The organism is Gammaproteobacteria bacterium, from assembly GCA_029881255.1.
Classification (GTDB): domain Bacteria; phylum Pseudomonadota; class Gammaproteobacteria; order S012-40; family S012-40; genus JAOUMY01.
In genome coordinates this window covers 1,109,224-1,131,863 of sequence record JAOUMY010000001.1, presented here as the reverse complement: position 1 = coordinate 1,131,863, position 22,640 = coordinate 1,109,224, and the positions used below count along the sequence as shown (strand labels likewise).

Sequence of the window (22,640 nt, the reverse complement as noted above, 5' to 3'; positions counted from 1 at the left end):
TATTTGACCCGTCTTGAACAGAAAGCCGTAAAAGGCCACTTGGCCGGCTTAGGGGTAAATTTTCAATTACACCTTGCCATCCAGTAAATTCACTGTATATACTTACAGCACTGGTAACGCATACAGCTTTAAGGTCGTATCCCGCCATATCCCACTTACTCCAACGCACAAGGGATACGACCCACCTTTTTTTTGCCTGGGACTGGTTTGAGAGTAGCCTCAAGGAGAACACGATATGAGTTTGGAAAATCTGATGTATGAAGCCGGCGTGTGGCGGGCCAATCAATGGGAGCATTATCAGCAAGCGACGGTTTCCAGCGGCTTTAAGGCTCTAGATCAGGTGTTGCCTGGTGGCGGTTTTCCACAGGGCGCGCTGACCGAGCTACTGACCAACGCGGATGGCAATAGCAGTCTGCAACTCATGATTCCGGCGCTGGCGCAGTTGAGTCACCAGGGGCGCTGGATTGCGATGGTGGCGCCACCGCATATTCCCTATGCACCGACGCTAAGCCGCTATGGCATCGATATATCCAAGGTTTTGCTGGTGCACCCGGACAAGGATGACACGCTTTGGGCCATGGAACAGGCCCTGCGCGCCGGCACTTGCGGCGCGGTATTGTGTTGGCCGGGGAGCATTAACGAGCGCCAGTTGCGACGCCTGCAACTGGCGACCGAGGAAGGCAACTGTATTGGCGTGCTCTTTTACAAGCAAGCACCCCAAGTACAATCCTCACCCGCCGCTTTGCGCATGGAAGTCAGCACCAACGAATGGGGCATGGAGGTAAATATTCACAAACGCCGGGGCGCTTGGCCAACCGGCCCTATACATCTGGACTGGGATCATGAAGGATATGTGGCTATGCCTTTACCTGCCACAGCTACCGCTCAACGTCTATACGCGAACTAGTCTTGCGCAACAGCCACTTGCCATTATTGAAGGGCAAGGCAATCAGCAGCACGTAGTCAGCTGCAACCCGAGCGCTCTTCACCTGGGCGTCACGCCGGGCATGCGTCTTTCGGCTGCTTATGCGCTCAGTGGCGAATTACTGGTAAAAACACGTAATACCGAGGCGGAATACCAGGCCCTGGAACAATTAGCGGTCTGGGCCGGTCAGTTCACTTCACGTATACAACTCAAGCCTCCATTTACCCTGCTACTGGAAATTCAAGGTAGCAGCATGTTGTTTGGGGGTATTACGACCCTGCTTAGCAAGATACAGCATGGGCTGGAGGAGCTAGGCTATATCGCACAACAAGCAGTAGCGCAGACGCCTGCGGCAGCCGAACTTTTGGCGCGTAGTGGTCAGGAATATGCGCTACTGCAGGACCATCATCTCCAATCTGCCGTTGCCGCATGTAGGGTACAGTTTCTCGAAGTTGAAGAATCTATTCACGAGGCACTGATTAGTCTGGGTTTGCGTCATGTACGTGATGTATTGCGCCTCCCCAGGGCAGGGCTTAACAAGCGTTTCGGCCAGGCCTTTGTGAATTACCTCGATCGCCTGCTCGGCCAAGCGGCCGACCCTCGCCCCCTGTTTATAGCACCAGAGGTGTTTGAACAGCGCGTGGAGATCCCCTTCCCTGTAGACAAAACAGAACCCCTACTCTTCGTCGGACAAAGACTGTTGCTGGCTCTTAGTGGTTTTTTGCGCGCCCGCGGCGGCGGCACACAAACCCTGCACTGGACGCTTTTTCACGAGCATAGCGCCCGCACCCACTTCGATATCACCCTGGTAGAGGTAAGCCGGGACGCAGCGCATCTGGTAAGTTTGCTGAAAGAGCGCCTGGAAAGACTGTCACTACCAGCCACCGTTCATGAGATGGCGTTGCGTGTGACTGATGTTCAGACATTGGTTGAACGAAGCCAGGCACTCATCGATACACCAGAAAATAAAACGGGGACAGACACCTGGCAGCAATTAGTGGAACGCTTGTGCTCGCGCATGGGGGAAGAATCCGTTTCCGGCATACAAGCGCACCCCGACCACCGCCCCGAACGTAGCTGGCGTTATTGCGCACCCGGTGAAGCTGGCCCATGCGCCGATTACGCCCTACGGCCACTGTGGCTGCTGGAACAGCCCCAGCGCCTGGAAATACGCCAGCGTCAGCTTTTTCGTCATGGATATCTGCAACTTATGTCAGGCCCAGAGCGAATTCAAAGCGGCTGGTGGGACGGGAACGATGTGCAGCGGGACTATTTCATTGCACAAAATCCTCAGGGACAGCGTTATTGGATATATAGAGAAGTGGAAGGCCTACGAGCCTGGTTCGTGCACGGTATTTTTTAAATCCCAAACGTTCGCTTGCCTGTTACATTTCAACCATATCCAAACCCGATAATTTATAAAGCTTTTCTTGGTCCAGGGCCAATTCAAAATCTACAACCGTTTGTTTTCACTCGCCAAGTAAAACTTAGTGAAAGCGTGAACAATTCTGCGGAAAAGTATTACCAAACCTCCAGGATTTGTATCAGATACCGATACAAAGTACATCACGGAGACTCTTAAGTCTTTAATTAACGCATTAACCGATTGAAGATATGGTTTTTTTCCGTTGAAAAGAAATGAAGTGAAGTAAACCTGAAACTGAAACTGATACTGAAGAAATTTGGAGCGTAATACTATGTCACTCACACTCAATAAATTCGTCAGGATGTTTTTTTCCGTTCTGTTCGTCGCTGCCATAACTGGCGCTACAGCCAATGCAGAGGGAATTCCACCAGAACTTGAGGCCAAGGTAAAAAAATACGAAGACATGCTGGCCAAATGGGCTTCCGACCCTGATGTCGTCAGCGCTGTTAAGAGCGCAAACTCAAAGGGCGGGATTATAAAAGGAATGACAAACATCAAATGGGATGAACTGCCAGCCAATGATTCAAAGGTTACCCAGTTCCAAAAGACCAAAGCCGCGCAAAAAATGGACAAGTGGCAAACAAAGGACTTGGCTAAGTTGTTCTTGCGTGATTCCCGCGGTGATCTGGTCGCAGGACCAAGCAAGCCTCTGATCTACAACATCAAGGCTCGTCCTCCTTTCAAAAACGCACAGAAAGGAAAGCCGTGGCATGCGCCTAAGGCCAAACCCGATCCATCTACTGGTGACTTGAGCGTACAAGTCTCTGTTCCAGTAATGGAAAAAGGCAAGGTAATCGGCGTACTGCATACCGCTGTTAAGCATAGAAAGTAAGTTGTAATCGCGCCTGTATCGAATTCGATACAGGCGCCTATTAATAAGAGTCAAGAAAAGTAAAATGTGTTGGAGTGAGAGTTATGTTGGGCATATTTAAAAATATGAAAGTCGGGCTACGCCTGGCAATAACCTTCTTTGCAACAACCATACTATTGGTAACCGTTGCAGTAGTCGGCGTCAGCCAATTGTCTATGGTGCGCGAGAACATGCGGACTATCGTAGACAAAGACTATACCAATATTGAACTTCTTAATAAGATGCGTGACTCCGTGCGTTTTCAGTCCATCGCTATGCGCGACATCGTTATGCAGGAGGATTTTTCATTTAAGAAATCCGAGCTAAAACGCTTTCGCGATGCGACCGCGATTTATACTGAAGCTGCAGAAAAACTTACCGCTCGTGTCTCCGAAAAAGAAGTACTGGGAATTCTCGCCGAAATAGAGAAATTTCAGGACACCGCTAAGGAAATGGCCGATAAGGTATTGGACCTGTCATTAAATGAAGAAAACGAGGAAGCTGCGGCAAATATCCGAGACGCCGCCCGTCCAGCGCAACTGGAACTTATCGCCAACCTAGAAAAGCTACTATCGAATTTTGAAAGTCACGCCAAAGAAGCTGTGACTGAATCGGATGTGATCTTTAATCGCTCCGTTGTGATTATTTCCATTCTTGCGCTGTTTGCCATTGCCATGCAGATATTTCTGGCCTTTATGATCACCAGAAGTATTACTAAGCCATTACATAAGGCTGTTGAAACCGCAAAACGAATCGCGATTGGTGATCTACGCAACGAAATTGACGCCTCCAGCGCAGACGAATTGGGACAGTTGCTGCTTGCGTTAAGAGATATGAATATGCAACTTTCCGCGATCATTCGCAGCATACAGAAAAATGCTAATAGCGTTGATAAACATGCGAAGACGCTTTCCAAATCGACAAACGACGTTAATGCGCGGGTACAGGAGCAGTCAGAAATCATCATGGCTGTTAGTGCTGCAATGGAAGAAATCAACGCTTCAGTGGCCGAAATATCCAATGACGCCAAGAGCGTTTTAGAGGCCGCAGATGCAACACAAACACATGTAACTGAAAGCACCAGCCACATGTCGAGCAATATCAGTGCAAACGAATTGATCGTCAAAACGGTGACATCCTCTGGCGAGGCAATACAGGAGTTAAGCACCTCGGTCCAGCAAATTACAGAAATAACAGAGGTTATCAACGGAATCGCCGGCCAAACCAACCTGCTGGCACTTAACGCAGCAATCGAATCCGCGCGGGCGGGTGAACAAGGTCGAGGATTTTCGGTGGTTGCGGATGAAGTTCGCGTACTCGCTCAGCGCACGGCGCAAAGCACCGCTGATATCGCAATGATAATCAATCAGATTCGTGACAAGACACTCATCGTGGTTTCTTCAATGAACCAGGTCAAGGAACAGGTCAGCGCCGGTGTCGATTTGAATCACTCTGTCGCTGGTGGCCTGACTGAAATCGCGCAATCGTCTTCGACAACGACCGAACTGGCACATCAAATAGCATGTGCCACACGCGAACAGGCTGTTGCACACAACGAAACAACAGAACATATGGAAAAGCTGAGTATCACGGCTGAACACAACCGTGCCAGCATAGACCAGATTCATAATTCAGCTGACGAGATGACGAATGCAGCCGCACAATTGTGTGAGTTGGTAGAACAATTCAAACTAGCGCAATAATTCATACACTTTCAAATGGCGATGCCCCTAACGTCGCCACATACTTTCTCCATACGACCAAAGAACACTCTGAAATACCGTTCTCGCTTTTGAATTCGAATTTCTTATTCCGAGGGCCAAAGCAGTAATTGTCTGTTTTGCCCTGCGCCGAGTACGATAGCGCCGTTATCCAATTGCACAGCGGCCAGGTTGCTGGTGAACTCGTCATTTAAGGCCAGCGCCCAATCTTTAGCAACGCCGTTCTCACCCAGTTCAAATGCGGCCAACTCTGCTCTTGAGCTACGATTGAGTAAAAGAATCTCCAGCTTACCATCCCCATCAAAATCACCTGTCAGCGACTTATCCAGATTCAAGGAGATCTGTAGATGAGACGAATAATTCAACGTTGAGTTGCTCGTATTACGACTACCGTTAGTCATGTCGATGTATTCCAATACGGGCCCAAGATGCGGAATATAGACCGACACCAACTGTTGTTCAGTTCCACCACCAAAAGGCGCCACAGCCACCTGATGCCGCCAGCGATAGGCGCTACCTATAGGTGCACTTTGTGACAAGACCGTCCCGTCTTCTTTGTACACCACTACTCTGGCCCCCTGCGTAATGTTAGACACGGTAGTGACAAGTTCGCGCTGGCCATCCCCGTCAACATCGACCCATATCAAGGGATTGCCCTCAATCACATCGTTACTTGGCACATCAATTTTTGACAACACTTTTAACGCCGGCGAAGTCTCAACGATGGTGATAGAAGCGGCATTTTCGTGTTCATTCCCTAACACCTGATGGGCATAACGCAAGGTGGGCCCAGTCAACACGGCAACACGCTGATCTTCGTCGACGAGTATTCGAGCATAGCCTAGTGCGTTAATCGCCAGTCGTTGTAGATTTCCTCCGTCATTTACGACCAGGTCACCATTGTCTGCAATATAGGCTCGCTTTCCGGTGGCGTAATCGAGTATGACCGGACTGGTGTATGTCGACGCACCTGCAAAAACATTCGCCAATGCAAGCGTTCCATCTTCCTGCAGCACTGGCACCGGTTGAGTTTCTTTGTTCACACGCGCTGGAGTAAGTGATACTTCTGTGGCTACACTACCACTCAACTTATAGGCTTTTGCCTCGCCATTTTCCAGCACCGCAACCCAATAACTGTCGTTCCCACTGTGTACGGCAGCAAGCCAGTTAGCTCTCGCAGGAAGATCAATGTCTATCGGTGTTGTGGTCGAAAGATTAGCCGTTCCTGTTACCAGACGATTACCATCAATCCCATGGTAAACATAACCAACATCTAAAACCTTGCCGACGTTTTGCGTCGTAGCAATAGGCTCATCAATCGTTGATGGTGAAGGACTACAGGCGACGAATAGACCAGACAGTAATGACACATAAACTTTTTTCTTCATATCCCCTTCCCTTTAAGCGTTTTTATTTATTCTATCCAAGTGATTTGAGACGCCTCCGTAAGAGACGAGTTCAAAAAAAAACCCGCATTCGTTGCACCGAATGCGGGTTTTATTCTATATGCAAATTATCGCTTATACCCTGACACCATAATAAATGGACTAGGTGGTGCCATTTGCTTGGATGTGATATCAACAAACCCGACATCACGCAATATTTCTTCCATTTCCGCAGTAGAGTATGAACAACCTGAAACCGTATTAATGATTTGATTCACGCCGATTAACGCCGCAAGCTGCGGCCCTTTTTTATCCGCATGAAGCAGCTGTTCCTGTATCATGATCACGCCGTCGTCGTTCATCGAGTCATAACACTTTTTCAATAACTTGCGAATATTCTCCGGCGATTCCTGATTTGTCATCGATGACAATAGCATGGCGTCGTTACCGCTTCCCAGGCTATCAGTATTGTAGTCTCCTGGCAGCAATTGAACACGATCCTGCATGCCATACATATCGACGATTTCCCCCGCGATTTTCAAATTCTGTTCGCGATCCATTGCAACAGCATTCAGCCCTTCATACTTTTCACAAAACTTAACGGAGAACGTTGCGGGACCGCAGCCAACATCCATAAGTTTTTTCTTTCCGCTGAGATCAAACATTGCTGTCAGAACATCTGACTGAGATAGGGCGCGATTGTGCATGCCCATCATGTAATTACGCGTTTCTTCGTCACTGTATTCCTGATGCATTAACGCTGATGGCGTACCTGTTTTGACGGTGTTATACAAACCACCCCAGGCCTCATACCAGTTTTCAAACATGTAGACGATACCACCCTGATAAAATTTGCTTGAGCTAACAAGAAAGGTATTGGAGAACTGGTTATTCATGAACACGTCGCCATCGCGATCGAGAAAATCCATCGACACGAGCGCCGACAATAATGCACTTAAACAGCGGCGATCAGACTGAGTTTCATTGGTCAGAGTATCGAGATCTTTCGACTGGCCATCAAGCAGATTAAATATATCAAGTCTATTTGCCGCGTGTAATACGCAGGAATTCCAGTATCCGGAAGCCACTTGCATAACACGCATCGGGTCCATTCCTTCCGGTAATCCCCAACTGTCATTTGCATTATTATCAGACATGTTTACACACCTTCAGATGACAAATTTTCGCGCCAAGTATGCTACACAGACGCTGTTTTGTCCAGCCAGCACATGTGCTAAGCATATGATTAATCCATGAGTTTTTGCTTAAGATCTACCAACGAACGTTAGTGATATCGGCGTTGAGGGCCTTCCAGGGTTTCCATTTTTTTAGGCCTGTGAGGAAAGTTCTGTCTGTCGACACTGCGACCAAACAACATCTCTAAACCCAGCGTTATACTGGGATCGGGTTTATAGTCTTCCGGGCGAAATGTTAGTTGTGGCGTCAATTGCAGAAAAGCCCACTTCTTGTAAAACCGCCACCTTGCAGATGTAAAAATGAAATTGTTGCTATTATGCCAACCGCCAGATGATGCTTGCTCTGATACAGCGTTGAATGACACAGCAAAGCTAGGCGTAAAACTGGTAATCAAAGACGCTGACTGTGACGCCTCAAATTGTCGAGCTAAATACCACCAATTGAGATTACTACTAAAGCGCAACAACATATTGTCGAAAAGCTTTCGGTCAACATCAAAAATTGTCTCTTCTCCAAAACCTGCTCTGGCGTACTGATAAATGTATTGAGAAGCGCGAACGTTCCACGCACCCAGGGATTTTCTTGCGTAACCGCTCAGCAGTCCAAAAGGGTCAAGGCCATCTCGAAATGCGATACCTGTACGTGCATTTAACTGCACATCATCACTCATAGTAATAACCAGTTGTAGCGCCGTGGAAAAGAAATCAGGTTCAGAACTATTTGTGCCACTCGACAACCCGGATGCATTATCATCGACTGACGCGCCACCTTGATCAGCCTCTCTGGTTTCAATCATCAAGCGCAGTTTTTGCTTAGTTCGCGGGAGATCAATACGTATACGTAGCTTGGGCTCATACAACATACTGGCATTATCATATGTTGCCTGATAGCGGACCAATAACTGTGAACCGTTCTCCCGATCCAGAAATTTTTCCTCGCCAAAAAACTGATCGACATTGTCTATCCAATCGGTAATCTGATTGCTCACGAAGTCGTGGGTTTCATCTACCAGGGCGGTTAGCGCGGGCATGCTGCTTCCTGCATCGGTATTAACGTTTGCATCAGCGTATGCTGTAAGTGGCAGTACGGGTAGCAAGACTGCCAAAATCATTTTCTTCATAACTATAGTGTCGGCCTATATCGTGCCGGATTTTAAGAAAAACCTCACAAAGCTCGAAAATCAGACGCATTTAACCTGTTGAAAGTCCGTGAATATTTTGCAAATTGCCGCTAAACTGAGACTGAAATTTTCGGCCCGAAGCAGCAAAATTTGCGAACATTGGGTGTTGCAAAAGCCCCGCCAACAGGTTCGTTCCTTGCTTTAGTAATTCGAACTGTCTGGCACATCTTAACTTGGTAAGGCTTTCGACAATATTACGCCTTTCAGCAGCTGCAGACGGGAACATAAAAGGGCTGCGGGGTTTGTGAATACCCGCAGGTGATTAAACTTAGTATTAGGACTAGCTCATGAACCGCGTTTACAACATCTTAGTCTTTGGCCTATGTTGTCTGTCCCTCACAACAGTTTCTATTGTTCATGCATCCTCCTCCTTAAACGAGAGCATGAGTGCCATAGGCAAAGAGATGATTAAGCTTTATCCAGACGCTTTGCAACGCGACAAGCTCACAGCGACTCATAAGCAAAATCTGGAAAAAGGCACTGCGAATATGTTGCGTTATTTTCGTGAAGCCGGTCCTCATTTGAATCAAAAATCCACCACATACAAGCTTTCATATTCCCTGATACTCGATTATCTGGAGAAGACGCAGTCTGCGATTAGCCGTCAAAACTGGGAATACGCCACTAACCGACTAGCCTCTCTTGGTGAGGTATGCACTTCTTGCCACACACAGGATAGTGCGCTACGGACCTTGTTTTCAGGCGCAGAACGCCAGAGCTTTCCTGATGATCTGGCTTACGCGGAGTTCAACTATTTCACGCGCAATTACGAACTGGCAGAACAATATTACGATGCCTTCTTAAAAAGCGGTAATAAACATTCTGAAACCGCTTTGCTAACCTCGTATCGACGCCTGGTAACCATTTATGCTCAGATTTACAATCGTCCGGGTGAAGGAGCAAATCGCCTACAAGCCTATCTCAAAACGCTAAAACCAGCCTCGGACACGAAAGATCAACTTGTCGCTATGATTTATGGCTTGCAGTCACTCGAACAAAATGGGCTGAGCAAAGTCAACCGCGCCGATTTCGATACCTTGCAAAAATACGTTAACCTCTACCTGGGTAAACTCGATCAACCCTTGTCGGATTTGATTCTTCGCCCGGAAGAGGAAGTCTCAAGGGTTTGGTTGCGAGGCCAGCTTTATCACTTTTTGAACGACCACCCGGATTCGCCGGAACTACCCAAAATTCTCTTTTGGCTGGCAGTGTCAGATCGCTCACTGGACTACGCCTACTTCTTTTCTCTGGCCGATATGTATTTGATGGAATGCATGTTGAACCATCAGAAACACCCTTACGCGAAACGCTGCTATCAGGAATACCGGGAATATTTGTTGTTTTCCTATACCGGCTCTGGTGGGGAATTTCTGCCTGACGAAGTCGAAGATGAGCTGGAAAAATTGAAATCCAGTTTAGCGAAATAGCTCGCACTTTCGCAAAATATCAATAATTGCCGGTTTTTTCAGATTGTATCAAGCCGATGGTCTGAGAAACTTGTCACGCCTTAAGAAAGCCATTTCCGGTATGCTCATAGAATGGCCATGTTTACAAATTTCAATGTTGTACTCCCAGGCATGCATGTCTCACAAATGCCCGGGTATACTTCGCGCCCCAATGCCTATATGAGCGCACTGCGTAATCAGATCACGCAGCACGGTCACGCGGAGAGTCTGGCGCGACATGGCGACTACGATCAGCAGCAAGGGCGCGACTTCGTAGTCAGAGCGGCCAAACTCGCTGTAAACGATGCCGAGCCTGCAAAAGGGCGGACGATTGATGACTGGGCGTAGTCATGCCAACTCCGGTGCAGCCTCTTTTTTCTTCTGAGATTTTCTCTTTCCTGGTTTGCTCTCATCCAGAAACGACAAACTAAAATCGCCTTTTTTATCTACGTCGATTTGTAAACGTGACACACTGCCACCACCGGCAAACTGTTGCAGAATCTGAGTCGAAATACGCGGCATTAAATTGTGATTGACGATGTAGTCAATATTGCGCGCCCCGGTATCTACCTCGGTGCAACGCTGAACGATTTGATCCAGAACGCGATCGTGATAATCCAGTTTAATTTGCCTTGTGTTTTGCAACCGTTTTTTCAACACGTTCAATTTTATCGCAACGATGTCTCGCATAGCGTCGCGCCCGATAGGGAAGTACGGTATGACATCCATACGCGCCAACAGCGCTGGTTTGAAATGCTTGCTCAGCGTTGGCCTTATGTTTTCCATTACTGTTTCATAAGGTGGTGGCAATTCCGGGTCTGTCATTTCCATAATCTCATCGGTAGCGAGATTGCTGGTGAGCAGAATAATCGTGTTCTTAAAATCTATTACGCGTCCTTCACCATCAGACAATACGCCTTTATCAAAAACCTGATAGAAAAGATTCATGACTTCCGGATCGGCCTTCTCAACCTCGTCAAGTAACACCACGCTATAGGGACGTTGGCGCACAGCCTCGGTCAAAACGCCACCCTCTCCGTATCCAACATAACCCGGCGGCGATCCGATCAAGCGAGAGACGGTGTGTTTCTCCTGAAACTCCGACATATTCACCGATACGGTAAACCGTTCACCACCAAACAGCTGTTCCGCTATCGCCAATCCGGTTTCCGTTTTACCCACACCACTCGGACCGACTAGCAGAAACACACCGATAGGCGTTTTCGGATTTGCCAATCCGGATTTCGAGGCACGTATCGCTTCAGCAATTCGCGCCAGCGCGTGGTCCTGTCCCTTGATTCGTTGCTGCAATCGGGCATCCAGCTCCAATATCGCCTTGGCTTCATCCTGTACCATATTGCCGACAGGAATACCTGTCCAGTCCGACACCACGCGCTCGACTACGGCCGGTGTTACCTGGTAGTGAATAAGAGGATGTTGACCTTGCAATTGACGCAAGGCGGCTTCTTTTTCCACCAACGCTTTTCGTAACTGTTGTACATCGCGCTGGTCAGAGGATGATGTTTGAGCAACTTCCGTTTGCGTTGACGCCTCACCTTTCTGGTTCGAATCCGCTACTGGTGTTTTCTGCAAAGCGGAAATCTGTTGGCGCAAATTAATAATTTCGGAAACCTGCGCCTTTTCCTTTTGCCACCTGTCTTCCAGAGAGGCAATTCCGTCATCAATGGTGGCGAGTTGCTCTTGTGCGCTATTCAATGAACTTGTCGAGACTTGCTGATCGTTTTCAGTGTCTCGTTTTAACGCATTTATTTCGCGCAGCAAGGCCTCTTTTTCCTTGTAAAGATCGTCGAGCTGTTCCGGACGAGCACTAATACTGATCTTTACCCTCGCGCACGCCGTATCCAAAAGATCTACCGATTTGTCCGGCAACTGGCGTCCTGAGATATAGCGGGCAGCCAATTCTGCGGTCGCCACCACGGCATCATCACGCACGTAAACACCATGCGCCTTTTCGTAGTTCGCGCGTAGTCCGCGCATAATCAGAGTGGCCCCATCGATATCCGGTTCTTCTACGCGAACAACCTGGAAACGTCGCGCCAGTGCCGCATCTTTCTCGAAATATTTTTTATATTCCGACCACGTCGTCGCGGCGATGGTACGCAGTTCGCCACGGGCCAGAGCGGGCTTTAGTAGATTTGCGGCGTCACTACCGCCAGACGGACCACCGGCACCGATCAAGGTATGCGCCTCGTCGATGAAAGTTATAACCGGTACAGCAGATGATTTCACTTCATCAATAAACGCCTTGAGTCTTTCTTCGAACGCACCTTTTACACTCGCACCGGCCTGCAACAGCCCAATATCAAGACCATAGATTTCGACATTGCGTAAAACCTCAGGAACATCACCGTTTACTATCTTCAGCGCAAGACCCTCGACCACTGCCGTTTTACCCACACCGGCTTCTCCGACAACGATTGGATTGTTTTTGCGGCGGCGACTGAGTATGTCTATCATCTGGCGAATTTCGACTTCACGCCCGAATACAGGATCTATCTTTCCATCTCGTGCCTGTTGGGTAAAATTGATCGCAAACTGCTGCATCGCCGCACCGCCGCCCTCAGGCATCGGCGCACCAGATTCGCCACGCACTGCACCACCACCCTCTTTGGAGGCGCCAACATAATCCAGATAGTGCCGTCGCAAATCATCCACAGGAATTTGTTTGAGTATGTCGTAATAGGCATCCGGCGCGTACCGATCAGCGTTCAATACCAGGGCCGCGAAAATTGCCGCACCACGCAACTGCGTGGCGGTTTTTTCCACTGACGCCATAAGCCATGCTTCCTGCAATAACTCGACAAATAGACGGGAAAAAACCGGCTGACTGCGGTTTTCACTTTTTTGTTTTTCCAGTATGTGCGTGATACCGCGCTTGAAGGTACTGAGATCAACATCATAATGACGGAGTAACAAGGTGATGTCGCTATTATCATCATCCAGGCATTGCGCGAGATAGTGTTCGATCAATACTTCATAATGATTGCGCGAAACACAGACACCAAGCGCTGCTTCCACTGTCTTACGTGTATACGGATTGAGTTTGCTAATCAGGGCGCGCAAATCGAGTGCTGACATATAGGGGCTCCTTCCACTGTACCTTTTATTTCATGCTACGCCTGTGAAAGAAACGAAACAAGCACCCATACAAATTTGCTATGATGCCTGCACCAGGTTGTAACTTATTTATATCTGTATTCGTTACTTAGATGCGCAGGAGAGGGATTTGTGAGCAAATCCGCTGTCGAGGAAAACCTGATTTATTCACTCTATTATTGCCGGCATCCGCTGGCGTTTCGTTTTGGCAGCTATCTTGCGCTTTTTCGTCCTATGGCTATTGCCCATCTCGTCGAGAAACTTTATGACTTTTCAGATCTGCGACATCATACGTTTCAGCGCCTGCAACGAACGCGATTATTGATTCGTGATTTGATTTGGTACGGCATAAATAGTGAGCAGGGCCAAAAGGCGATAAGACATATCAACGTGTCACACTCGAAAGTGGACGCCGATAACGATGCCTATCGTTACGTATTGTGTTGTTTTTTTCTTGAGCCTTTTCGTTGGAATATGCGCTATGAAAAAACGCAAATCTCTGCAGACAACAAGCAATCCGTGATTGATTTCTGGAATGAAATTGGCCGGCGCATGGGGCTTAGTCAGTTATGCCGCAATGAAGAAGAATGGCTTGGCTTTCAGCAGGACTACGAACACCGTTTTATGCGTTACAGCGAACAGGGACGGAAACTGGCTCAACTGTCACTCAATGAAACACCCAGACTGGCGTTTCCACCAATTGCGAGCCACCTCGTACGCCAGGTGTTGCGCGCGACATTTGATGAAAACATTCGGCGTACACTGCGCCTGCAAGCCCCGTCAAGCACCTCAATCTTATTGGTAAAATTCCTACCTGCGCTCACGATGCTGGCGAGAGAAAAGAAAAAACAAACCACTATCAAGGCCGCATGAAATTAATCAGGACGCCTGCAAATTCGCATAGGCCAAAACCAGCCACTTCTGCCCAACTTCCTCGAAATTCACCTGCACTCTGGCGTGTTGCCCATTGCCTTCACAATTAACCAGAATACCTTCGCCAAATTTTGGATGCATAACTCGCTGACCAATATGAAATCCGTTAATACTCTGATCGAGATCATCAAGACGCGAGGTAAAGGATGAAGCGCTCATAGGGCGCGTTACCTGTGCCTTAGGTCGAATGTCAACGATGCTGTCGCGTGGAATTTCATTGACGAAACGTGAAGGCAGGTTGTAACTGTCGCGCCCATACAAACGTCGATGCTCGGCAGCCGTAATATATAACTGTTGCTCAGCACGGGTAATGCCGACATAACACAGACGTCGCTCTTCTTCGAGTCGACCGGGTTCTTCTATAGACAGTTCATGGGGAAAAAGTCCTTCTTCCATACCAACTAAAAAGACCATTGGAAATTCCAGTCCCTTAGCCGAATGCAGCGTCATCAGTTGCACGCAGTCATCCCCCGGACCTGCCTGGCTTTCTCCAGCTTCCAATGCGGTATAGGACAAAAACTCCAGCAAGGGATCTAGCGCAGCCTCGCCTGTTTCATCATCGACTTCCTCTTCCAGAAAGTCATCTTCAAACTGCCTCGCGGCATTGACCAATTCCTCGATATTTTCTATACGCGCACGACCTTTTTCACCTTTTTCTTTTTTATAGTGATCAAGCAGGCCGGTATAGTCGACAATGTGTTCCAGCATATCGCCGATAAGCAATTCGTTGACATCATTATCCAGCTCTACAATGAGTTCGAGAAAGGTATTCAAGGCATTGAGCGCACGCGCAGGCACTTCTTTGTTTTGCACGATGGATTCCGCCGCTGCCCACATACTCATATGAGATTCACGCGCCCGATCTCGTATCATCTGCACTGTGCGTTCACCTATGCCACGCGGTGGTACGTTGATCACGCGATCCACAGCCGCATCATCGTGACGATTGGATACCAGGCGCAAATAAGCCAATGCATCCTTGATCTCCATGCGTTCGAAAAACCGCATGCCACCGTACACACGATACGGAACGCCTTGCATTAACAAGGCTTCTTCAAGCACACGTGACTGCGCATTGGAACGGTACAAAATAGCCGTTTCCTTACGCATATTGCCATCACGTACCCATTGCTGAATCGTATCCACTACGAAACGTGCTTCGTCCTGCTCATTGTAGGCAGAATAAAAGCGTATCGGCTCCCCTTCGCCACTCTCTGTCCATAGATTTTTACCCATGCGATCCGCATTATTCGCTATCAATTTATTGGCGGCATTCAGTATATGCCCGGTGGAACGATAGTTTTGTTCAAGACGAATAACCCGCACATCGGGAAAATCTCGTTGAAAGCGATGAATGTTTTCTACCTTTGCGCCGCGCCAACCATAGATAGATTGATCGTCGTCGCCAACGACAAAGATATTGCCCTGCTTACCGGCGAGTAATTGCAGCCAGGCGTATTGAATTGTGTTGGTGTCCTGAAACTCGTCGACAAGAATGCAGCGAAAACGCTTGCGATAGTGATCCAGTACATCGGGGCGTTTGAGCCATAACTCGTGGGCGCGCAAGAGCAATTCGGCAAAATCGACCATGCCACCAGCGGCACAGCGTTGTTCGTATTCCTGATAGACTTTTTGATATGTGGCCTCGACCGGATCGCCACGGCCATCGATGTGCTCGGGCCGGATACCTTCGTCTTTCTTGCCGTTGATATACCACTGTAGTTGCCGCGCAGGCCATTTGGCCTCGTCCAGTTCCAGGGAACGTAATACGCGCTTGACCAATCGGTGTTGGTCATCGGAATCGAGAATCTGAAATCCTTTGGGTAGACCGGCTTCTTCGAAATGCGCGCGTAACAGACGATGGGCTAGTCCGTGAAAGGTACCGACCCACATCCCGCCCGCCGGAATATCCAGCAATCTTTCAATACGCCCACGCATCTCGGCGGCGGCCTTATTGGTAAAGGTCACAGCCAGAATGCTATAGGGGGAAACCCCCTCGGTCACGATATTCCAGGCGATTCTATGTACTAACACTCGGGTTTTGCCGCTACCCGCGCCAGCGAGCACCAGCACGTTACCCGGCGGGGTGGTTACCGCGTCGCGCTGTTCATCATTAAGGGGATCGAGTATGTGGGAAACATCCATGGGGCGGTATTGTACCAGAAGTCGGCGCGGGTTCAGGCGCCTAATCGTATAGCCATTCCATACGCACGCCCGCTGTGCCACCGGCGAAAAACGGGCGTATTTCGAAAAAACCGCCTTCGTTGTAACGGTATCGGGTGCGTACACTTTGCGAGACGCTCAACCCAATATATGCGCCAAACAGCAGATCGGTCGCCCAGTGGCCATGATCGGCGAGCAAGGTCAATGCGGTTGCGGCACTATACCAGGCCCAAGCGTGTTGATATTCGGATGCAAAGACATCGGCCAGACCAAACCACATTGCCGCGCGAAACGAGGGAAACGCCCCCAGGCCATCGATTACCGCCTGATTCCTGTCGTAGGCATCGCGGGAGTGAAATTCAAACGGACTATTCCAGCCCCCGTCACTTGCACTGGGATAAGAGCGTTGCACCGCGTAACGGAACGGCAACGGTACAGCAATAGTATAGGCCCATACCTTCATACCAAAATACGATGCGCGATACAGGCGCCGATTATTCGCCAGTGCTGCACCCACATACATCGCCGGCAAGGCATACGTCATGATGGAATCATAAAAAAGAAAACCGGGGATGTACCAGTCTTGATGCGTCTTTGGCCGTAAACCCCACTCGCCTCCCCAATCACGGATACGCCAAATACCGCGTGTCAGCGGTTCATCCGCAGGCATCAGCGCCAGTGTCGAGGCGAAATCAAATCCGGTGCGGTAGATACGTTCGTGACTAAAGGGATAGATAGCGGTAGCAAACAAATCGCCGGGAATTTCTGTGATTAAATGCAGGCTATCCGGAAATAAACACTGCATCTGAATGGCGCGCTGACAGAGATCGCGTTTGTCGAGTATGCCGGCATGGGGCATACTAGATGACAACATTATGGCCAGGAAAATGAGATTGCGTATCACTCGCTTATTCATCGTCATTGTTCTTTTTGATTATCAAGGACAGGGAATTGAAAATACTACAGAGCATTAGCAATCAGCTGGCACCGCTTACTGCAGCAGGCGCAGTCATCGCCTTTATCTATCCCCCCAGTTTTTTGATCTTTAAAGATGTATTTCTGTGGATGTTTGCCGCGACGATGTTTTCTCTAGGCATGGTCCTGGAGCTGGACGACCTCAAGACTACGGTAAAAGAACCGGGGAAAATTTCGCTTGGACTTCTTGCACAATACACCATCATGCCGGCTCTCGGATTTGCAGCAGCCTGGTTCAGCCAGCTTGAACCTCAAGTCGCGATAGGTCTGATTATTGTTGCCTGTGCGCCGGGCGCTATGGCCAGCAATGTTGTGGTGTATCTTGCCGGTGGCGCGCTCGCATATTCAATCGCCTTGACTACGGTTGCAACCATGTTGTCTCCGATACTCACACCGGCTTTAGTGCAATGGCTCGGCGGCGCATTTTTGCCGATTGAGTTCTGGCCGATGATGAAAACCATATTGCTTACTGTATTGCTACCCTTACTCACCGGTATCAGTTTGAAACATGTTCTGGGCGATAAGGCACAACCAGTGGTCAATGCAGCGCCAGCTATTGCGGTTCTTGCTATTGTTGTCATTTGCAGCTACGCCGTTGCCGCAAATCAAACTCGCCTGGTAGAACTTGGCCCTACTTTGTTAATTACCGTCATTATTGTTAATGCCTGGGGCTATATAGTCGGTTGGCAATTGGCTCGCTTATTTCGCTTCAATCGTCGACACAAGATCGCCTTGTCGATAGAAATTGGAATGCAGAATGCCGGGCTAGGAGTTGCACTGGCGTTAAAGCATTTCGAACCGGAAACCGCTTTACCGGGGGCAATATTCGCCGTGTGGTGCATCATCACTGCAGCGGGGATGACGGCCTTTCTTCGACGGGGAAAAATGAAACGCGAATTTGCCGCGTTTGATTAAGTATGGTCTATTCGATAGAGGAAATAAGCAACTCGGGCAAACCTATGGCTTTTACTTTGCCACCGCCTTCGACGAAATAGCGCTCCCAGAAATCTTCAAGATCTTTGAGCTGATTTCCTTTGATATAGGCTTTCCTATTTTCAATAACGCCAAGTCCGTATATATAGACATCGGCACCACGCCAAAAACCCATGAGTCCCTTGCGACGTATCTTGGAAATGATTTGCAACGTCGGTAGCTTATTAATCACAGTGCCACGATAAAAAGAAAAGTCAGTACTATTTTCCATGCCGTTGCTCACAAGAAAGACAACGGGATGCTCGGCTTCCTCTTTCACTATCATTGCACGGGAAAGTCGCTTCAAACTAAACAGCAATTCCGTTTTCGGAATAGTGGAATTGGATTTTTCCACCGCTTCGGAAATGGCGTTTTTCACCTCGTCCTGAAAATTAGACTGCTGCTGTTCCAAACAGGCGAGCAAATCCTTTTTGTCCTGCCAACGCAGCTGCCACAAATATTTTTCACTCGGTGGATTGTCTGCCCTACGATCAAACGTAACCTTGGGAAAGCGCCCTTGCATGTTGGCCGAAAAAACGCCCACCTTAACGACATCACCTGGCTTACCCCAACTTTTCAGCAGATCGGTAACATTTTGCCGCATCTCGCCACTTAGCGGCGTTGTTTGGTCAACTAACAAGTACAGCGCACGCTTGGCTTTTATCGCTTCTGGCTTGATATAGTCGATTGCGCTATAACAACTATCTGCCAGTGCAGAACCAGACATGACAGATAAACTGGCGATCAGAAAGTGTTTTTGCAGGCGATACCGTAGTAGTGCTTTCATGTATTGTTTCATTTCCCGAAATTGCGTGTACTTATACAGGTAACTAAGTACTCATTAACTGGAATTGGAATCCTTTCCCATAAATCCTTCGGTAAAAATATTTACAAAAACCGAGCCAAGTCAAAACTAAAACGGCGCAATGTTTGCGTTAAGCGCTGTCGTAAACACCTTGTTACACTTTCCTAACACCCTTGGTATGCACTTTGCAATTTTATGTTTGAGCGTTATATCGATTCCGTGAAAAGCATGAACCAGGCGCTTTTCACACATTTTGAGGGAGTACCATCAATGCACTCGGTTATTAAAACGGCAGGTTTGTTCACGCTAGCGACACTCTTTGCCGCTTGCACACACTATACACTTCCCGACGATCCCAAGGAGAAGCAAGTAGCGCAAGGCAAGGAACTAACTTCAGCGAAGGAGAAATCTCCCGTGGCTGTCTCCATGCAGGATAACGCATCTGCCGCGGCAAAAATGGCCGAAGTCAACTGTACCGCAGATGGTCACTACATCAATCTAAATGGTAGAAAGGTTCCTAGTGTTCGAGTCAGAGCAACTGGATACGGCGCACCTCCCAAAAGTTTTTATTCCGATCCGCAACGCAGACTGATGGCGATGCGTGCGGCAAAAGTTGATGCCTACCGAAGCCTGGCTGAACGTATACGTGGTGTTCAGATCTGGGGCGGAACCACTTTGGGCGATATGGTCGTCGAAAAAGACCGTTTCAGAGTCTACATTGATACGACTCTGCAAGGCGCCAGAGTTATCGCAGAAAATCCACATGAAGACGGCAGTTATGAAACAACTGTTGAAGTCAACGTCGATCAACGACTGTTGACCGCAACGCTTCCTAATTCAAGAGACGACGAATGTACTGATGCCGCAAACCAACCAAAAGACAACGCGCAGCAGGCCGAATTCATTATGAGTAGCAATATGCCAGCACCAGCAAGCGGAAACAGTGCAAATCATATTGCGACCAAGAATTTCTACTATCAATCAGAGTAACACGCTAAATGCCGACGATAGTCTCGCAAATCATTTTCTGCCTGATCGCCAATTTGATATTGGCGTTTAGTGTTTCAGCGGATACGATCGTGGAGGCACAAGGCAGCGCAGTCATCAAGGATGGCGCTGTGGGAATGGCTAGAGAGCAGGCTATTAAAAATGCGATGCGTCAGGCGGCCACGCAATTCAAATCTGAAATAGACAGCACCACCTTAACATCGTCCAGTGTATTGCTAATCGAAAGCACACGCGTCAATGCAGCCAGTCGCGTTGAAGATGTTAAGGTATTACAGGAATGGGCAGAGAAGGATGTGTATCACGTACATATTCGAGCAAAGATTCCCCGCGATGGCTCGCGACCTTCTTCGCCTGCCGCACGATATCGAAAAAAAGTTGCCATACTGCAATTCGATATTATCAAAAAACAACACGTGATCGACTTTCCAGGCATAGAACAGGATTGGCCGAGGGAGTTGCTAGGTAGACTGGAAAGTAGCGGTTCCTTTCTCGGTGAAGATGGCACGCAATATCTGATTTCGCGAGACAATCCCGGTTACAAATTTGATGACCCAGAGACTTACGCCGTTCTAGCCGACAAATTAGACGTGCAGATCATTGTAAGCGGTGTAATTCACAGCATGGAAAAACGTGATGGTCTGGTGTTTGATCAACGCGATATCGACATAGAGCTGTTTATTCATGATGGCGTCTCAGGCGCGCGTATCGCCAACCATCGATTCAGTAAAACAGTTGAAGGTGTTAGCCTTTTATCAGACGCCCGGGCATGGATTACAAACAAGACGTTTATGCATAGCGCTTACGGCAAAGCCATGAGTGAAATCATGAATAGACATGTAGAAATGATACGCAATAATTTGCAAATGATCCCTTTCACCGCGCGCATCGTACAAATTTCCGGTAACGAGATTATCTTCAATGCAGGAGCCACATCGTTAGTCGAGGTTGGCGATACCCTGATGACTTACCGACTATCGCCTGACCCTATACGTTTCACCCAAAAGGAATTCTTTTTAGGTCGACGCGAGACCCCTGTAGCAACGCTAGCCGTTGAACAGGTACAACCATTATTCTCAGTAGGTCGTCTCGAAATCGATAAAGCGCAACTCTTTCCAGGCGATATCATCCGATTTGGTCGCTGATATAACACCCTAATCGACGACTTATACAACCACCTCAGTTTCCAGCGTTCCGGCAATCTTATAGCGATTTCGCAAGCAGTCTCGTTCGACACGCAAAACGTCCACTATTCCGGTTAAGGGTGGTGAAATATCAAGACCCGGCTCAATCAATATGTGTAACTTATCCCCCTGGCGAACCGGTTGATCCAATTCGATGAGTATGCCTTTAATGCTCATATTAATGCAGACGCCGCTAAATCGCGCTGCCGACTCTGTCTTCCATAATTTCACCGGACAATTTAGCTGAATGCGAAAATAGTTTCGCTTTTCCCTAACCGAACTATCGTACATAATCATCCCCCAGACGATAACTTAAAGGCTGGACGAACCAATTTTCGTGCCGGATTCAAATACTCTCTTTATGGAAAGATATCGACTGCGGTATCATTCTAAAACAATCGAATAATACAGCGAGTCTTATCAATGAAAAGTCGTGTTTGGCGGACGTCAAGAATTTTCCTTTTCGTGATCATGTCTGTTTTTGTCGACATATCAGTAGTGCAGGCATCGCCATATAAACTCGACAAGCGTTCAGAAATTCACTTGCTCGTCGGTGCCAGCGCCTTAGGTATCGCCGGACTTTTTGCAGATATGAATAAGGAAACACCGACGCCGCAATCCTTAAGCGCGCTCGACAAACACAGCATACCCTGGTTAGACCGATACAATACTGGCTTCTGGAATCCTACGGCGCAACATATCAGCGATGCTGTCCTCGGCGTGAGCATGCTTACACCAACGGTTTTTTTATTTAAAGAAAAAGAGGACTTTCTGACTTTAGGCCTAATGTATGCCGAGACCCTCGCTTTAACTCTCGGTGGCACCTCGGTCGCCAAGGGCAATATCATTCGCTACCGACCTTTTACCTACGGTAGCGAGGCGCCTCTTACGGCCAAATTGGATGCTGATGCCACCCGTTCTTTTTTTTCCGGTCATGCGGCAACAATTTCTGCCAGCCTGATATTCAGCGCAACGGTGTTTAGCGACTATTATCCTCAGTCTCAGAACAAAAAGCTGGTCTGGGGAGGTGCCATTATCGGTATAGCCGCAGGTTCCTGGTTGCGAGTCGAAGGGGGAAAACACTTTCTAAGCGACGTTATCACCGGCATCCTCTGGGGAACTACCGTAGGCTACAATATTCCCAGATTACATCGCACTAAAGAGACGCCGATACAGCTTACGCCCTTTCGTTCATCAGACGTTTTTGGGTTGAATTTCTCTCAACAATTTTAGCCCTGTTTTAAACAAAAAATTATTAGAATTGCAATACTTACCCGGGCGCGACCTTTTGCGCCAAGTCCTTCTCAGAAACGCCAGAGCAGGCTATTCCTCACAAACAAACCATGCTTAACTTGTG

The 22,640-nt window shown here is 48.3% G+C and carries 19 protein-coding genes; 11 read left to right on the top strand and 8 right to left on the bottom strand.

The window, feature by feature from the left end:
* Positions 1 to 235: 235 nt before the first annotated feature.
* The 4 genes from imuA to OEZ43_05220 all read left to right on the top strand — a co-directional run bounded on the left by imuA (position 236) and on the right by OEZ43_05220 (position 4,904).
* Complete coding sequence (gene imuA / locus OEZ43_05235; GenBank protein MDH5544973.1) at positions 236 to 907, top strand: translesion DNA synthesis-associated protein ImuA; 672 nt, start codon at positions 236 to 238, stop codon at positions 905 to 907.
* The gene (locus OEZ43_05230; protein MDH5544972.1) at positions 843 to 2,288 is read left to right on the top strand and encodes a DNA polymerase Y family protein; all 1,446 of its coding nucleotides are present in this window, start codon (positions 843 to 845) and stop codon (positions 2,286 to 2,288) included. The genes imuA and OEZ43_05230 overlap by 65 nt, the downstream gene beginning before the upstream one ends.
* A gap of 334 nt (positions 2,289 to 2,622) precedes the next feature.
* A complete protein-coding gene (locus tag OEZ43_05225; protein MDH5544971.1) occupies positions 2,623 to 3,183 on the top strand; it encodes a hypothetical protein in 561 nt (186 codons plus the stop codon).
* 83 nt (positions 3,184 to 3,266) lie between these two features.
* Positions 3,267 to 4,904, top strand: a complete 1,638-nt coding sequence (locus tag OEZ43_05220) for a methyl-accepting chemotaxis protein (GenBank protein MDH5544970.1) — start codon at positions 3,267 to 3,269, stop codon at positions 4,902 to 4,904.
* A 104-nt stretch (positions 4,905 to 5,008) separates the two neighbouring features.
* Here OEZ43_05220 and OEZ43_05215 read toward each other — a convergent pair whose 3' ends face one another.
* From OEZ43_05215 to OEZ43_05205, 3 genes are all read right to left on the bottom strand, one after another.
* Positions 5,009 to 6,310 carry a hypothetical protein gene (locus OEZ43_05215; GenBank protein ID MDH5544969.1) on the bottom strand — a complete coding sequence of 434 codons (1,302 nt, stop codon included), beginning with the start codon at positions 6,308 to 6,310 and terminating at the stop codon, positions 5,009 to 5,011.
* Between the two features lie 125 nt (positions 6,311 to 6,435).
* A complete protein-coding gene (locus tag OEZ43_05210) occupies positions 6,436 to 7,464 on the bottom strand; it encodes an acetylserotonin O-methyltransferase (protein ID MDH5544968.1) in 1,029 nt (342 codons plus the stop codon).
* Positions 7,465 to 7,592: 128 nt separating this feature from the next.
* A complete protein-coding gene (locus OEZ43_05205; GenBank protein MDH5544967.1) occupies positions 7,593 to 8,624 on the bottom strand; it encodes a hypothetical protein in 1,032 nt (343 codons plus the stop codon).
* A gap of 443 nt (positions 8,625 to 9,067) precedes the next feature.
* Between OEZ43_05205 and OEZ43_05200 the strand changes: the two genes are divergently transcribed.
* Both OEZ43_05200 and OEZ43_05195 read left to right on the top strand, forming a co-directional pair.
* On the top strand, positions 9,068 to 10,111 hold the full coding sequence (locus OEZ43_05200) for a hypothetical protein (protein MDH5544966.1): 1,044 nt from the start codon (positions 9,068 to 9,070) through the stop codon (positions 10,109 to 10,111).
* 111 nt (positions 10,112 to 10,222) lie between these two features.
* Positions 10,223 to 10,477 (top strand): hypothetical protein, encoded by a 255-nt coding sequence (locus OEZ43_05195; GenBank protein ID MDH5544965.1) that lies wholly within the window; start codon positions 10,223 to 10,225, stop codon positions 10,475 to 10,477.
* Here OEZ43_05195 and tssH read toward each other — a convergent pair whose 3' ends face one another.
* Positions 10,478 to 13,228 carry a type VI secretion system ATPase TssH gene (gene tssH / locus OEZ43_05190; protein ID MDH5544964.1) on the bottom strand — a complete coding sequence of 917 codons (2,751 nt, stop codon included), beginning with the start codon at positions 13,226 to 13,228 and terminating at the stop codon, positions 10,478 to 10,480. It lies immediately after the preceding gene.
* Positions 13,229 to 13,378: 150 nt separating this feature from the next.
* On the opposite strand from tssH, the gene OEZ43_05185 reads away from it, so the two are divergent.
* Positions 13,379 to 14,119 (top strand): DUF2236 domain-containing protein, encoded by a 741-nt coding sequence (locus OEZ43_05185; GenBank protein MDH5544963.1) that lies wholly within the window; start codon positions 13,379 to 13,381, stop codon positions 14,117 to 14,119.
* Positions 14,120 to 14,125: 6 nt separating this feature from the next.
* On the opposite strand, the gene uvrD is transcribed toward OEZ43_05185, so the two are convergent.
* A complete protein-coding gene (gene uvrD, locus OEZ43_05180) occupies positions 14,126 to 16,324 on the bottom strand; it encodes a DNA helicase II (protein MDH5544962.1) in 2,199 nt (732 codons plus the stop codon).
* Between the two features lie 40 nt (positions 16,325 to 16,364).
* On the bottom strand, positions 16,365 to 17,258 hold the full coding sequence (locus tag OEZ43_05175) for a hypothetical protein (protein MDH5544961.1): 894 nt from the start codon (positions 17,256 to 17,258) through the stop codon (positions 16,365 to 16,367).
* Between the two features lie 35 nt (positions 17,259 to 17,293).
* Here OEZ43_05175 and OEZ43_05170 point away from each other — a divergent pair, with 35 nt between their 5' ends.
* A complete protein-coding gene (locus OEZ43_05170) occupies positions 17,294 to 18,232 on the top strand; it encodes a bile acid:sodium symporter family protein (GenBank protein ID MDH5544960.1) in 939 nt (312 codons plus the stop codon).
* A gap of 7 nt (positions 18,233 to 18,239) precedes the next feature.
* Here the strand turns inward: OEZ43_05170 and OEZ43_05165 are convergent, their stop codons facing one another.
* Positions 18,240 to 19,076 (bottom strand): hypothetical protein, encoded by an 837-nt coding sequence (locus OEZ43_05165; GenBank protein ID MDH5544959.1) that lies wholly within the window; start codon positions 19,074 to 19,076, stop codon positions 18,240 to 18,242.
* Between the two features lie 288 nt (positions 19,077 to 19,364).
* On the opposite strand from OEZ43_05165, the gene OEZ43_05160 reads away from it, so the two are divergent.
* Together OEZ43_05160 and OEZ43_05155 are read left to right on the top strand one after the other, a co-directional pair.
* Positions 19,365 to 20,084, top strand: a complete 720-nt coding sequence (locus OEZ43_05160; GenBank protein MDH5544958.1) for an LPP20 family lipoprotein — start codon at positions 19,365 to 19,367, stop codon at positions 20,082 to 20,084.
* An 8-nt stretch (positions 20,085 to 20,092) separates the two neighbouring features.
* Entirely contained in the window at positions 20,093 to 21,244 is a 1,152-nt protein-coding gene (locus OEZ43_05155; protein ID MDH5544957.1) for a flagellar assembly protein FlgT, read from the top strand.
* A 21-nt stretch (positions 21,245 to 21,265) separates the two neighbouring features.
* On the opposite strand, the gene OEZ43_05150 is transcribed toward OEZ43_05155, so the two are convergent.
* Positions 21,266 to 21,574, bottom strand: coding sequence for a PilZ domain-containing protein (locus OEZ43_05150; protein ID MDH5544956.1), 309 nt, complete (start codon positions 21,572 to 21,574; stop codon positions 21,266 to 21,268).
* A 132-nt stretch (positions 21,575 to 21,706) separates the two neighbouring features.
* On the opposite strand from OEZ43_05150, the gene OEZ43_05145 reads away from it, so the two are divergent.
* Positions 21,707 to 22,516, top strand: coding sequence for a phosphatase PAP2 family protein (locus OEZ43_05145; protein MDH5544955.1), 810 nt, complete (start codon positions 21,707 to 21,709; stop codon positions 22,514 to 22,516).
* Positions 22,517 to 22,640: the final 124 nt, after the last annotated feature.

Bases quoted from the DNA above. Each gene is read 5' to 3' on its own strand.
- imuA (MDH5544973.1), top strand. From the start codon at position 236: ATGAGTTTGGAAAATCTGATGTATGAAGCCGGCGTGTGGCGGGCCAAT.
- OEZ43_05230 (MDH5544972.1), top strand. From the start codon at position 843: ATGAAGGATATGTGGCTATGCCTTTACCTGCCACAGCTACCGCTCAAC.
- OEZ43_05225 (MDH5544971.1), top strand. From the start codon at position 2,623: ATGTCACTCACACTCAATAAATTCGTCAGGATGTTTTTTTCCGTTCTG.
- OEZ43_05220 (MDH5544970.1), top strand. From the start codon at position 3,267: ATGTTGGGCATATTTAAAAATATGAAAGTCGGGCTACGCCTGGCAATA.
- OEZ43_05215 (MDH5544969.1), bottom strand. From the start codon at position 6,310: ATGAAGAAAAAAGTTTATGTGTCATTACTGTCTGGTCTATTCGTCGCC.
- OEZ43_05210 (MDH5544968.1), bottom strand. From the start codon at position 7,464: ATGTCTGATAATAATGCAAATGACAGTTGGGGATTACCGGAAGGAATG.
- OEZ43_05205 (MDH5544967.1), bottom strand. From the start codon at position 8,624: ATGAAGAAAATGATTTTGGCAGTCTTGCTACCCGTACTGCCACTTACA.
- OEZ43_05200 (MDH5544966.1), top strand. From the start codon at position 9,068: ATGAGTGCCATAGGCAAAGAGATGATTAAGCTTTATCCAGACGCTTTG.
- OEZ43_05195 (MDH5544965.1), top strand. From the start codon at position 10,223: ATGGCCATGTTTACAAATTTCAATGTTGTACTCCCAGGCATGCATGTC.
- tssH (MDH5544964.1), bottom strand. From the start codon at position 13,228: ATGTCAGCACTCGATTTGCGCGCCCTGATTAGCAAACTCAATCCGTAT.
- uvrD (MDH5544962.1), bottom strand. From the start codon at position 16,324: ATGGATGTTTCCCACATACTCGATCCCCTTAATGATGAACAGCGCGAC.
- OEZ43_05175 (MDH5544961.1), bottom strand. From the start codon at position 17,258: ATGAATAAGCGAGTGATACGCAATCTCATTTTCCTGGCCATAATGTTG.
- OEZ43_05165 (MDH5544959.1), bottom strand. From the start codon at position 19,076: ATGAAAGCACTACTACGGTATCGCCTGCAAAAACACTTTCTGATCGCC.
- OEZ43_05160 (MDH5544958.1), top strand. From the start codon at position 19,365: ATGCACTCGGTTATTAAAACGGCAGGTTTGTTCACGCTAGCGACACTC.
- OEZ43_05155 (MDH5544957.1), top strand. From the start codon at position 20,093: ATGCCGACGATAGTCTCGCAAATCATTTTCTGCCTGATCGCCAATTTG.
- OEZ43_05150 (MDH5544956.1), bottom strand. From the start codon at position 21,574: ATGTACGATAGTTCGGTTAGGGAAAAGCGAAACTATTTTCGCATTCAG.
- OEZ43_05145 (MDH5544955.1), top strand. From the start codon at position 21,707: ATGAAAAGTCGTGTTTGGCGGACGTCAAGAATTTTCCTTTTCGTGATC.